This is a genomic window from Sediminicola arcticus, assembly GCF_040566695.1.
GTDB lineage: Bacteria > Bacteroidota > Bacteroidia > Flavobacteriales > Flavobacteriaceae > Sediminicola > Sediminicola arcticus.
The window spans coordinates 741,088-754,623 of the sequence record NZ_JBEXAE010000001.1 but is presented as its reverse complement, the minus strand read 5'-3'; the positions used below and the strand labels follow the sequence as shown (position 1 = coordinate 754,623).

The 13,536-nt window shown below is 36.2% G+C and carries 12 protein-coding genes; 6 read left to right on the top strand and 6 right to left on the bottom strand.

The window, feature by feature from the left end:
- Positions 1–14 precede the first annotated feature (14 nt).
- Both ABXZ36_RS03355 and ABXZ36_RS03350 read right to left on the bottom strand, forming a co-directional pair.
- Complete coding sequence (locus ABXZ36_RS03355) at positions 15–458, bottom strand: DinB family protein (RefSeq protein WP_354614055.1); 444 nt, start codon at positions 456–458, stop codon at positions 15–17.
- A gap of 14 nt (positions 459–472) precedes the next feature.
- Positions 473–1,474, bottom strand: a complete 1,002-nt coding sequence (locus tag ABXZ36_RS03350) for a sugar phosphate isomerase/epimerase family protein (protein WP_354614054.1) — start codon at positions 1,472–1,474, stop codon at positions 473–475.
- Positions 1,475–1,612: 138 nt separating this feature from the next.
- On the opposite strand from ABXZ36_RS03350, the gene ABXZ36_RS03345 reads away from it, so the two are divergent.
- Positions 1,613–3,325: a GMC oxidoreductase gene (locus ABXZ36_RS03345; protein WP_354614053.1), complete on the top strand. Its 1,713-nt coding sequence runs from the start codon at positions 1,613–1,615 to the stop codon at positions 3,323–3,325.
- A complete protein-coding gene (locus tag ABXZ36_RS03340; RefSeq protein WP_354614051.1) occupies positions 3,325–3,972 on the top strand; it encodes a gluconate 2-dehydrogenase subunit 3 family protein in 648 nt (215 codons plus the stop codon). Before ABXZ36_RS03345 ends, ABXZ36_RS03340 begins: the two co-directional genes overlap by 1 nt.
- 442 nt (positions 3,973–4,414) lie before the next feature.
- Here the strand turns inward: ABXZ36_RS03340 and ABXZ36_RS03335 are convergent, their stop codons facing one another.
- From ABXZ36_RS03335 to ABXZ36_RS03325, 3 genes are all read right to left on the bottom strand, one after another.
- Positions 4,415–6,907 (bottom strand): ribonucleoside-diphosphate reductase subunit alpha, encoded by a 2,493-nt coding sequence (locus ABXZ36_RS03335; RefSeq protein ID WP_354614050.1) that lies wholly within the window; start codon positions 6,905–6,907, stop codon positions 4,415–4,417.
- 208 nt (positions 6,908–7,115) lie between these two features.
- Positions 7,116–8,102: a ribonucleotide-diphosphate reductase subunit beta gene (locus tag ABXZ36_RS03330; RefSeq protein ID WP_354614049.1), complete on the bottom strand. Its 987-nt coding sequence runs from the start codon at positions 8,100–8,102 to the stop codon at positions 7,116–7,118.
- Positions 8,103–8,721: 619 nt separating this feature from the next.
- A complete protein-coding gene (locus ABXZ36_RS03325; RefSeq protein ID WP_354614048.1) occupies positions 8,722–8,898 on the bottom strand; it encodes a hypothetical protein in 177 nt (58 codons plus the stop codon).
- Positions 8,899–9,287: 389 nt separating this feature from the next.
- Here ABXZ36_RS03325 and ABXZ36_RS03320 point away from each other — a divergent pair, with 389 nt between their 5' ends.
- Complete coding sequence (locus ABXZ36_RS03320) at positions 9,288–10,022, top strand: LytR/AlgR family response regulator transcription factor (protein WP_354614047.1); 735 nt, start codon at positions 9,288–9,290, stop codon at positions 10,020–10,022.
- A 79-nt stretch (positions 10,023–10,101) separates the two neighbouring features.
- A complete protein-coding gene (locus ABXZ36_RS03315) occupies positions 10,102–12,009 on the top strand; it encodes a tetratricopeptide repeat-containing sensor histidine kinase (RefSeq protein WP_354614046.1) in 1,908 nt (635 codons plus the stop codon).
- On the opposite strand, the gene ABXZ36_RS03310 is transcribed toward ABXZ36_RS03315, so the two are convergent.
- Positions 12,002–12,571, bottom strand: a complete 570-nt coding sequence (locus tag ABXZ36_RS03310; RefSeq protein WP_354614045.1) for a DUF3109 family protein — start codon at positions 12,569–12,571, stop codon at positions 12,002–12,004. The genes ABXZ36_RS03315 and ABXZ36_RS03310 overlap by 8 nt on opposite strands.
- 121 nt (positions 12,572–12,692) lie before the next feature.
- Here ABXZ36_RS03310 and ABXZ36_RS03305 point away from each other — a divergent pair, with 121 nt between their 5' ends.
- Both ABXZ36_RS03305 and ABXZ36_RS03300 read left to right on the top strand, forming a co-directional pair.
- Complete coding sequence (locus tag ABXZ36_RS03305; protein ID WP_354614044.1) at positions 12,693–13,271, top strand: MarC family protein; 579 nt, start codon at positions 12,693–12,695, stop codon at positions 13,269–13,271.
- Positions 13,272–13,325: 54 nt separating this feature from the next.
- Positions 13,326–13,529: a hypothetical protein gene (locus ABXZ36_RS03300; RefSeq protein ID WP_354614043.1), complete on the top strand. Its 204-nt coding sequence runs from the start codon at positions 13,326–13,328 to the stop codon at positions 13,527–13,529.
- Positions 13,530–13,536: the final 7 nt, after the last annotated feature.

Below are 13,536 nucleotides of genomic sequence, written 5' to 3'. Positions count from 1 at the left end.
GAGGTTTGGTATGTTTATCGTTTATATAATATATAATCTAAATTGAGCGGTTCAATTCCATTGGTTCTAAAATCTACAGAAATCTGTGCTCTGTGGTGTGTGGAATGATTGATGATATGGAAAAGCATATCCTTCAAGGTATTAGTAAAAAGTCGGTCTTCCGAATTTTCATAATCCAAACGCAATTCAAAATCATCGGCATTGGTGATAATTTCGAAAGAGCTTCTCTGGTTTTCATAATGAATATCTGTCCAATCTTTTAATGGATGTAATTGCATTACTCCAAATTCAGGTGATTTTTTCAGTATTCTATGGTTCCAAATATGATGGGTATCTAAAATATGGCTAAACAGCTCCAAACTCCTTTGTGGAATTATTTCTATTTTATTGCATTGCTCTATTAATTTTTTGTTGCAATAAAAATTATAATCAAATAATTGATTGAAAAGGCTCTGCATGTTTTAGTATTGGATTATTCCAACGTATTAGATGCGTTCAACAATAATTCCTTGGTAGCCAAAATACCAGCTTCTTCACTTAGCTCGTCCCCTTCATATTCTACCCCAATAAAGCCAGTATACCCAGCATCTTCTATAATCTTCAACATTTTAGAATAGTCTATTCTGGTTTCGTTTCCTACATCATTAAAATTGTACGACTTGGCACTTACCCCTTTAGCATAAGGCATAAGTTCCATAACTCCTTGGTACATATCATATTCTTCTATACATTCACCGTTGTAATAGGAACCATCTTTTCTCTTTACACAGAAGTTGCCAAAATCTGGAAGCGTACCACAATTTTCCATGTTCACGGCTTTCATTACTTCCACCAATTTAGATGCATTAGAAGATAGTCCTCCATGGTTCTCAACAATTATATTTACATTTTTTTCCTTGGCATAGGTTGCCAATTGCTTTAAACCGTCCACAGAATTTGAAACCCACTCCTCCGGATTTTGGCTTCCAGCCAAATTGACTCTAATGGAATGACATCCCATGGCAGCCGCCGCATCTACCCATTTATAATGATTTTCAACTGCTTTTTTACGATCCTTCGCATCGGTGGTGGCCAAATCTCCTTGCCCATCTATCATAATAAGGACATTTCTCATCCCATACTTGGCGCTTTCAGCATTACATTTTTCAACAAATATAGCCATGGCTTCTTTGGAAAAATTAGACTTTTCCAACTCCTTATAATATAATCCACTTACGTACTCCAGTCCGGTGAAGCCCCATCCCTTAGCTTTTTCAGCAAAAGTGTAAGGATCTACATCTTGATCAATAACCATTTTATGCATGGACCATTGGGCAAGAGATAGTTGAAAAAAAGGCTCTGCCTCTTTTTTCATTTCTGAAGAAATCTCTGTGGGTTCTGTTTCCGTTTTTTTTGCCTCTTTACAAGAATATATTCCTGTAAAAGAAAATGCCAATCCCATAAGGACGACAATTTTTAATGTGTTTATTTTCATGGTTTTAGTTGATTATTTTGTTTTCTGAGGTTAACCCCTACTACAACGTTGTAGTAAGAGTATGTCAATAAAATTGGCGTTTAAATGTAGAAAATTAATTTTATATTTAATAAATTTAGGAAATAAACAATTCAATAGATGGGTAAATTTTATTACAACGAAGAACAAGATAACTACGATGCAATAGTTGTTGGTACTGGGATTAGCGGAGGATGGGCCGCCAAAGAGTTATGTGAGAACGGACTCAAAACGTTGATTCTCGAGCGCGGTAGAATGATTACGCATATTGAGGATTACAAAAAAGCCAATATGGACGACTGGGATTTTCCCAATAATGGAAATCTGACCAGAGAAGAACAAGCAAAGCAACTGAAACAAGCTAGGACTGGATACACCACCAAAGCGCAGCACAATGAATGGTTTGTAAATGACTTGGAAAATCCATACAATGAAACAAAACGATTCGATTGGATGCGTGGCTATCATGTAGGTGGACGCTCCATTATGTGGGGCCGTCATAGTTACCGTTGGAGTGATATTGATTTTGAAGCCAATAAAAGAGATGGAATAGCTGTAGATTGGCCTGTTAGATATAAAGATATTGCCCCTTGGTACGACAAAGTAGAATCCTACATTGGAGTAAGTGGAGAAAATCTTGGTTTAAAACAACTGCCTGATGGACAATTTTTGCCCATGATGGAATTGAATTGTGTAGAACAGGTATTTAGAGAAAAAGTATCAGCAAACTTTGATGGCCGTGTAGTAACCGCAGGCAGAGTGGCGCATATTACAGGTAATAAGGAATTTGAAGGAAGAAGTAAATGCCAATTTAGAAACCGTTGCATTAGAGGTTGTCCTTTTGGGGCCTATTTCAGTAGTAACTCATCTACATTACCCGCTGCTGAAAGAACAGGAAACTTAACATTGAGACCTGACTCCATTGTTTCTGAAGTAATCTACGATCCTAAAACAGGTAAAGCCTCGGGAGTTAAAGTAATAGATACACTAACTAAGGAGGAATTCGTATTTAATGCCAAAGTAATATTCCTTTGTGCTTCGTCCATGGCCTCTTCAGCCATTTTGTTACAATCAAAATCTGAAAGATTCCCTAATGGTATGGGTAACGACTCCGATCAGCTGGGTAGGAACATTATGGACCACCATCTTGGGGTTGGCGCTAATGGTAAATTTGATGGCTTTGAAGACAAGTATTATAAAGGAAGAAAACCTAATGGTGTTTATATCCCACGATTTAGAAATTTAGGCGGCTCAAGTGACCAAAAGGAATTTATCCGTGGCTATGGGTACCAAGGTGGTGCTAGTCGCGATAACTGGGAGGAAACTATCGCTGAATTATCTTTCGGGAAGGATTTAAAAGATAAAATATTAAAACCTGGGGGATGGACAATGGGTATTATGGGCTTTGGTGAAGTATTGCCCTATCAAGAAAATAGAATGACACTTGACTATGAGAGATTGGATTCTTGGGGCTTACCAACTGTTACATTTGATGCTGAGTTCAAAGAAAACGAATGGAAAATGCGTGAGGATATAAAAACCCAAGCCATTGAAATGTTAGAACAAGCAGGCCTTAGAGATGTAAAAGGATTTGATAATCCTGGCGCATTAGGTCTGGGGATTCATGAAATGGGAACTGCCCGAATGGGTCGTGATCCAAAAACTTCAGTATTAAACGGGAACAATCAAATACACGCTGTCCCCAATGTTTACGTAACGGACGGTGCCTTTATGACCTCTGCCAGTTGTGTCAACCCGTCTTTAACTTATATGGCGTTTACGGCAAGAGCTGCCAACCATGCCGCCCAAGAACTTAAAAAAGGAAATATATAATGGATAGAAGAATAGCACTCAAAAACATAGGTCTTTCTTTAGGATACGTAGTGGCCGTCCCCACATTGGTAAGTCTCGTGCAAAGTTGTAAGGATACACCTGCCATGGAATGGACCCCAGACTTTTTAACCAAAGAGCAAGGGGCTGCTTTAATGAATTTGGTGGATATCATCCTTCCAAAAACGGACACCCCTTCGGCATCGGAAGTAAACGTTCATATGTTTATAGATAAATTTGCTAACGAAGTCATGGAACAGAAACAGCAGGATTTCTTTAAAATGTCTATGAGCAATTTCCTAGATAAAGCTTTAAAGGATTCGGGTAAAGAAACTTTGGCAGATCTCACGGCCGAAGATTTAGAACCGGTATTATCAAACGCTTTAAAAGTTACAAAAGAACAGGAAATAGAGAACTTCGAAGTCATAAACTCCTACCAAGGGGCAATTGAAAATGGAGAAACTGATAAATTGGATGAAGGTGTTAGCAGATTTGCATTCGCCAATAATCTTAGAGGCATGACTATATGGGCCTATAAAAGCTCCGAATACGTTGCAGAAGAGGTCTTGGAATACTTACCTGTTCCAGGGGAATATATAGGCTGTGGAGATCTTCAGGAGCTTACAGACGGCAAAGCATGGTCCATCTAAAGATGAGTCTATTGTAAATAGAAAATACCGTTTAATATTGAAGCCCTTCCAATTGTATAAACTACAAAAGGAAGGGCTTTTACTTTTCTTGGGGTAACGGATTGCCAAAAAGTAGACATCATTGAAATTGAAAATTATTAAAACACTGTTTTATAGATGTTTAAAATTTATTTTAGTAAGTTATGTATAGCTGTAGTCATCTAATTGGTTATTATGGAATACTATATATTCATACTTGGGTTTTACGCAATACTACTGGTAGGCGCCAAGCTCGTCTATCATGGCATTTTAAAAAACAAATAGTTCCCCCATTATTTTAAATTGCAAATGCGTAAACTAAAAAAAAACCTCGAGGAAGACCATTTTTGGCCAATTACCTCGAGGTATTATATGTAATGCTTAGGCTTCTAAGCTGGCATGATTACGCCGAACTAAAAAATAATTAAGATCCACACATTAAGCAATCGTCATCTCCTTCACTTGCCTTAGCCTGAGCAATCAACGCCTTCATTTCCGCTGCACTCATGGGTTTAACATCGGCATCTTGTTGTACTGGAATTGCGGCCACTTCTACTGCAGTCTTACCTTCTGCTTTTGCTGTTGCAGTGCTTAACACTTCTGACTCAACCGTCTCTGCAGTCTCTGCAGTAGGCACCTCTTGTTTTTTACTATTGTCCAAAGTAAATTTAATGGCGTCTACAGCTGCTTTTGTTCTCAAGTAATACATTCCAGTCTTTAACCCACTTTTCCATGCATAAAAATGCATCGAAGTAAGTTTTGCATAATTAGCGTTCTCCAAGAATAGATTTAAAGATTGACTCTGATCGATGAAATATCCTCTATGTCTAGACATATCAATTATGTCCTTCATACTTAACTCCCATACGGTCTTATACAATTCCTTAATATCCTCCGGAATACCGTCTATATGCTGAACAGAACCATTGGCTCTCATCAATTCTTGTTTCAAATTTTCGTTCCAAAGACCAAGTCCCACTAAGTCTTCTAACAAGTGCTTATTTACAACAATAAACTCTCCTGATAATACTCTTCTGGTATAAATATTGGATGTGTAAGGCTCAAAACATTCATTATTTCCTAATATTTGGGAAGTTGAGGCTGTTGGCATTGGAGCCACTAATAATGAATTGCGAACTCCGTTTTTCTTAACTTCTTTTCGAAGCTTTGCCCAATCCCATCTGCCAGACAATTCCTCGTCTTTAATACCCCATAAATTATATTGGAATTCACCTTTGGACATTGGCGAACCTTCATAGGAAGAATATGGCCCTTCCACTATAGCTTGTTCCATAGACGCCGTTACCGCCGCAAAGTAAAGGGTTTCAAAAATTTCTTGGTTTAACTTTTTGGCTTCCTCACTTGTAAATGGCAAACGAAGCATAATAAAGGCATCTGCTAAACCTTGCACTCCCAAACCTATAGGCCTATGGCGCATATTGGAATTTTCCGCTTCCTTGATAGGGTAATAATTTCTATCAATTACTCTATTTAGATTTTTAGTAACCCTCTTGGTAATGCGAAAAAGTTCCTTGTGATCAAACTCCCCGTTTTTCACAAACATAGGTAATGCAATAGATGCCAAGTTACATACGGCCACCTCATCTGGAGATGTGTATTCCATGATCTCCGTACATAGGTTGGAAGAACGTATAGTTCCTAAATTTTTCTGGTTGCTCTTTCTATTGGCAGCATCCTTATATAACATATAAGGTGTACCTGTTTCTATTTGGGATTCCAATATTTTCTCCCAAAGTTCACGAGCCTTAATAGTTTTTCTTCCCTTCCCAGCTGCTTCATATTTCAAATAAAGAGCTTCAAATTCCTCGCTATGGGTATTAAACAAATTTGGACACTCATTAGGACACATTAAGGTCCATTCTTCATTTGCTTCTACTCTTTTCATGAACAAATCTGGAATCCACATGGCATAAAAAAGATCCCTTGCGCGCATTTCTTCTTTACCATGATTTTTTTTAAGGTCCAAAAATTCAAAGATATCCGCATGCCATGGTTCTACATAAATAGCGAAACTACCTTTGCGTTTTCCTCCACCTTGATCTACATATCTAGCGGTATCATTAAATACCTGTAGCATAGGAACAATTCCATTAGAGGTTCCGTTGGTTCCTGCGATATAAGACCCGGTGGCCCTAACATTATGAATAGATAAGCCAATGCCCCCAGCAGATTGGGAAATTTTGGCGGTTTGTTTTAATGTGTCATAAATACCATCAATACTATCGTCCTTCATAGCCAGTAAAAAACAAGAGGACATTTGTGGCTTTGGCATCCCTGCGTTGAATAGGGTAGGCGTTGCATGGGTAAAGAACTTTTTGGACATCAACTCGTAGGTCTCTATAGCAGACTCCAAATCATTCAAGTGAATGCCTATAGACACACGCATCAGCATGTGTTGCGGGCGTTCAGCAATTTTACCATTAAGCTTTAAAAGATATGAGCGTTCCAATGTTTTAAAACCGAAATAATCGTAGCCAAAATCACGGTTATATATTATTGTAGAATCCAAAATTTCTGCATTTTCCTCAATCACCTTATGGACCTCATCCGATAACAAGGGTGCCTTTTTTCCGGTTCTTGGGTTTACATATACGTAAAGATCATTCATCGTTTCAGAGAATGACTTTTTGGTATTCTTATGTAGGTTTGAAATAGAGATACGTGCAGCCAACTTAGCATAATCCGGATGCGTTGTTGTCATGGTTGCGGCTATTTCTGCGGCCAGATTATCTAGCTCTGAGGTAGACACACCATCATACAAGCCCTCTATAACCCTCATAGCTACCTTTACTGGGTCTACTAAATCATTAAGGCCATAACATAATTTTCTAACTCTGGCCGTGATCTTGTCGAACATCATCGGTTCTTTTTTGCCATCTCTTTTTAATACAAACATGTGCTACAATTTTTAAATGAAACGATTATTTACAAGTCCTTCTTTTATTCTTTTATTATCCAATACCGTTGAACTGTTTTGGCATAAAGATTTTTGAGACCGATTTACAACGACCTAAAAGTCGGGGTTTATAATTTTTAGTTTTCTTTAACATTTTAATCCAAGGGCCTAAAAACCCCTTTTGCAAAGGGGTTCTAATTCTTTTAGATTAGAAATCCGCGTCGAAACTTAATTTCTTATTGTCTACTTCCTTTTCTTTGTTTAAAACTCCTGCTTTTTGGTATTCAGAAACCCTCTTTTCAAAAAAGTTAGTTTTTCCTTGTAGAGATATCATATCCATAAAATCGAACGGGTTAGAGGAGTTATACACTCTTTCACATTCCAATTCTACCAACAACCTATCTGTAACAAATTCCAGATATTGTGTCATCAACTTGGCGTTCATTCCAATTAGACTTGCAGGCAACGATTCTGTAATAAACTCACGTTCTATGTTAAGGGCGTCCACAAGAATAGCTGTAATTCGCTCTTTAGGCACTTTGTTCACCAAGTGGTGGTTGTGCAAGTGAACTGCATAATCACAATGCATTCCTTCGTCCCTAGATATAAGCTCATTGGAAAAGGTAAGTCCTGGCATAAGCCCCCTTTTCTTTAACCAAAAAATGGAACAGAAAGCACCGGAAAAGAAAATTCCTTCCACCGCTGCAAATGCAATCAATCTTTCAGCGAAACTTGGAGATTCAATCCATTTCAAAGCCCAATCTGCCTTTTTCTTAATAGCAGGGAAATTATCTATGGCATTAAAAAGAAGATTTTTTTCTTTCTCGTCTTTCACATAGGTGTCAATCAAAAGTGAGTAGGTTTCTGAATGGATATTCTCCATCATAATCTGAAAGCCATAAAAAAACTTAGCTTCAGAATATTGTACCTCACTCACAAAATTCTCTGCTAGATTTTCATTTACAATCCCATCTGAAGCCGCAAAAAATGCCAATATGTGCTTTATAAAATACCGCTCATCATCGTTGAGCTTGTTTGTCCAATCTATAGGATCTTGATGCAGATCTATTTCCTCAGCGGTCCAAAAACAGGCTTCACACTTTTTATACCATTCCCACAAGTCGTGGTGTTGAATGGGGAAGATCACAAATCTATCCTTATTTTCCTGTAAAATGGGCTCTACTGCTGTTGACATATCTTCTGATTTAAGTATTTGTGTATTAGGGGTGAAATTTACCCCTGTTCTGGGAGTAACAAAGATTGAAAAATGTAAGCAATAAATAAAGGTTGTTTCATCATTTAAATCACAAAGTTTTTAACACTGTATGTTGAAATCTAAGCTCGACAGCGATGTTTGTTGCCTTTATGCAAAACAATAGATTTGGAATACGTTCTATGTAACAATTCAACAAAAATGGTTTAGAAAAAATAAACCAAAAAGTATTAAAAATTAGACCTTTCGGTTTACTCCAAAAAAAAGGAGCAACTTTCACAAGTTGCTCCTAAAATAATTCTCAAATGATTCTGTCAAACCTTACGACCCCTCAATAGGTAATATTCAAAATTACCTTAAATGGTTCTGCTGATTTAGGTAGTTCCCCCGAAACCTATTAACCAAGCAGATTTCCAAAACCAACAGGTTGGCTAGGTTTAACAATAGCTTGTATTTCCATTGAGTAAGGCATTGCCGTAAATGCACCTTCATTTAATAAACACAAAATACATTGGGTCGTACTTGTGGCCTGACAGTTTCATTAACTAAATAACTAATTACTAATTTTTAATATCTAAATAGCCAACTAGGCTTTAAATTTTCAGTTTTTGACCAATATTTTGTCAATCTCTTTTACATTCTCTCTCGAAGAGTCTTCTATGTTGTTATCCTTGATCACAACAGACGGAGAGTCTACCTTTTCTTCATTGATGCCAGTTAAACTCGCAGCGATCAACAAGACTACCAGTATGGAAAATAAAATTAAACACTTCTGCATAATTCAGTCATTTACTTTCTATTGAATGGTTTTACAACGAATCAAAAAACAGATGTAACTTCACCAACCAAAAATGCTTCTTTTCCTTTAATAAAAGAACTTCTAGAATACCTTAGGAAATCAAATATAGTTGTTAGACACTACTTTGAGAAGCTCCCTTGTATAAATGACATTCAATTTTGTATAATCAGCAGTTCCAATTTAGGATTTATTATTTAAATTAAAATTTGGACAAAAACAAAGAAAATTCCTTCGCAATAATGGCATTAATTTCAATTATTGCCTATTTTTAAGAATTATTAACATGTAATCTTTAAAAGCCTAATCTCCATTTCGAAATGGGCACTATTTATAGTAAAAAGAAATTAGTTTAAGTTTATCCATTTCCGATGTTAGAAGCAGTAATAGTAGATGATGAAATAAGAGCCATTCAAGGATTATCTTGGGAACTTACTAATTTTAGTAGCGAGATTAAGGTTATCGCCTCCTTTACAAATCCTTTTGAAGCCTTGGAATATCTAGAAAAGAATACTCCTGATTGTCTTTTTTTGGATATAGAAATGCCATCCATGGATGGCTTTCAGTTTATTAAAAAGCTTACCAATAGAGACTTCCCAGTAGTTATAACCACTGCTTACAACCAATACGCTATTAAAGCGTTAAAAAATGAGGCTATAGATTATTTATTAAAACCAGTAGACAGTGATGATCTCAGTGAAACTATAGCTAAAGTCAAAAAATTTAATCTAAAACATTACAGTGCCGATAGGTTAGAAAAAATATTAATGAATTTAAATTCTACTGCCACTCAAAAGAAAATAACCATCAATACAGACGGAAAATTACTGTTTCTTGAAAATAATGAGGTGCTTTATGCCGAGTCCGATGGTAATTACACCACTTTGTTTCTAAGTGATGGACAAAAGATATTGCTTACTAAAAAATTAAAAGAAGTCTATGAAATGTTACCAAAAGAATGTTTCTTTAGAGTTCACAATTCATATATTGTTAACCTCAACAAAATAAAGGAATTTCTGAAAACCGACGGATATGTAGTTTTAGAGTCCAATCATAAAATTCCTGTCTCACGTCAAAAAAAATCAGATTTTCTAGATATGTTATGAGTCATTTTGAGGTTGTCCAATGATAAGAAAAACTAATTTTCATTTTTTACCATTTCTCCCTTTTAGGAAATACACATTCTTGTTATTTTTTGCCGTTTCAACAATATCAACAGTCCACTCTCAGGAAATTACAGGTGAAAATAAAAATAACATTGCTACAATTTTACAAGAGCGACCCAGTACTATTAAAGCATTAGAAACGGCATTAAAGCCCGCTCTTCAAGACACTTTAGTGTTAACCTATTTTATTGATTCTTCCAAAAAAAGAAAATACCATTTAGGGGAAGCTTTTGCGTTAAACCAATTAGGTGCAATTTACCAAAAAAAAGCCTCTTTTAAAAGGGCAATAACGCTACATACAGCCGCATTATCCGCATCTGAATTAGCAGTGAACCTTGAGATTAAGGTGTTTAGCTTAAACATGCTTAGCTTGGCACATTTAAGACAGAACTCCATTCAATCAGCTTTGGACAATGCCCAATCTGCTTTATTCCTTGCCAAAGAAATAGAAAACCCTTCAGATGAGATAAAAAAAAATTACAACACATCACTGAACTTAATAGGTAACATCTACAAAACATTGGAACAATGGGAACATTCTATTCCCAAATTTCAGGAAGCGCTAGAACTAGAAAAGCAACTTGGAAATAATATGGGTTTAGCCCTCAACTATCAAGATATTGGGGAAAGTTTGGAGGCTCAGGGAAAATTATCAGAAGCATTGATTAACTATAACAACGCATTGTTCTATAACAAAAACATTGGCTCTAGTAGTATCAATATAAAATCTAACTTAGGAATAGCGCATATCTATGTGCACCAAGAAAAGTTTAATGAAGGATTACGCATCTTAGAATCCCTTCTTGAACCTGCTAAAAAATTAGGGAATATGGAACTCCTTTCAGAGTTATATATCAATATTGGGTGGACCCTCATACACCTTATGCAAAATGACATGGCCAAGGAAAACCTTCTCAAAGGCTTCGAGATTGCCCAAAACTACAATTTTAACAACGAATTAGAAGAAGCGTATATATTCCTATCCGATTTAAGTGCTAAAGAAGGAAATCATGAAGCTTCCCTGAACTATTACAAAAGAGCAAGAAGTATTGAAAGAAAAACATTGAATGACAGAAACATTCGTTATGTAGCAGATTTGATCTACCGTTCTGAAACAGAAAAAAAGAATAGTCAAATAGAAGTATTGGGCAAAGAAAATGAAATTGTAAAGTTGAAATTGCGAAAAAATCAAACAACATTACTGATTAGTGGATTTGCCTTGGCCCTCTTAGGAGGTATACTATATATACTTTTCTACCAACGACAATTAAAGAATGAGAAACAATTATTAACACTAGAATCAACTATGCTCCGCAGCCAGATGAACCCTCATTTTTTATTCAATTCCTTAAACTCCATAAAATTATATATTATAAATAATGAGAAAAAGAATGCAGTACACTATCTCAACAAATTCTCAAAACTGATCCGTAAAATTTTAGAAGCCTCCAGTGTAAGGGAAATATCACTGGCAGATGAATTGGAAACGGTTCAACTCTACATGAATATCGAAAACATTAGATTTAACGATGAGATTAATTTTGAAGTGGTGGTGGAGAAAAATATAGATACCCACACCATTAAAATACCTTCTTTGATCTTACAACCTTTTTTAGAAAATGCCTTGTGGCATGGACTTTCTGGAAAGGAAGGCGTAAAGCACATAGAATTGAGGGTGAAAAAAGAAAATATATACTTTACCAACATTACCATTACCGATAACGGTATAGGGAGGGAAAGCTCCGAAAGAATTAAAAAAAATAGAATCATCAAACGAAAGTCGGTAGGGATCAAAATTACCAAGGAGCGTTTGGCCAACTTTTCTAAGGGCTACCAAAATTCTTTTACCTTTGATATTTTGGATCTATATGACGACGAAAATCGTTCTCGTGGCACAATGATAAGCCTGAATATTCCCGTTATTTAGCGTATTCCTTGGCAACTATTTCCAACTCTGTATACCACGTATTGCCAAATTTTCTAATTAACGCCTCTTTTACAAACTTATAAATAGGAACCTGCAGTTCAGCTCCCAAGGCACAGGCCGGATCACAAATTTCCCATTTATGGTAGTTCACCGCTGTAAATTCTGTGTACTCCTTAATGCGAACAGGATATAAATGACAAGAAACGGGTTTTTTCCATTTGGTGACTCCTTGGTTATAGGCCTCTTCAAGGCCACATTTAGTGATTCCGTCATCGGAAATAATCACATAAGCACACTCGCTGCCGTTCACCAAAGGCGTTTCCCATTCTCCGTCCTCACCCCTAATAAAAGCACCTTGCTCTTCAATAGCAGCAATACCCTCCTGTCTCAAAAATGGCTTAACATCTCTGTAAATATCCACCAATATCTCGGTCTCTTTATCCTCTAATGGTGCTCCAGCCTCACCATCCACACAACAACCTCCTTTACAAGCATTCAGATTGCACAAAAAATCCTTCTCAATGATTTCTTCAGACACTAAAGTTTTACCTAATTGGAACATAATTAACAAATAAGCAGCAAAGATACTTCTTTCGTCATAAAATGAGACAGAATAATTTCCATTTGGACAACCAAAAGCACTTTAGAAAACGTAATTTTGCAAAAATAATAAATAGCTTAAAATGCAATTTAATTTTAATTTCAAGGAAATATTTACCGCCAGTATGGTTTTATTCGCAGTAATAGATATTGTAGGTAGTATTCCCATCATCATATCCCTTCGGAGCAAAGTGGGCCACCTTCATTCGGGACGGGCGTCTATTGTGGCCGCCTGCATTATGATTGCCTTCTTGTTTATTGGAGAAGAAATCCTAAAATTGATTGGGATAGATGTCAATTCTTTTGCCGTGGCCGGATCTTTTATTATTTTCTTTTTGGCCATAGAAATGATTTTAGGCATCTCATTATATAAAGACGATATTCCCGAAACTGCCTCAATCGTTCCTATAGCATTCCCTTTGATTGCCGGGGCGGGAACCATTACCACCCTTCTTTCATTACGGTCTGAATATAATGTTGAAAACATCATAGTGGCGGTAATCGTAAATATAATTTTCGTTTATATAGTTCTAAAGTCATCTAAAAAGATAGAAAAAGTACTGGGTAAAAATGGCCTTGGTGTGATTAGAAAAGTTTTTGGCGTAATTTTGCTTGCCATTGCAGTGAAGTTATTTGCCAGCAATATTAACGAATTGTTTTAAACACCTATATAACCAATTACTATTTGAAGGTTATATTATTTAAGCATCAAAATTATGAACAAAATCCTAAGCATTATCCTTATTACCTTGGCCATTGCTTTAATTGCCTACAATGTAACATTGATCAATTTTGAAGATCCAATGCAAGGAGATAGCATCATTGCAATTATTGGTATTGTAGCCTCCCTTTGTGCACTGGTTCTTTTATTGATTTTTATAGCATCAAAAAAAATTCAGAAAAAGGTAGATGAAAACTAATAGGTAG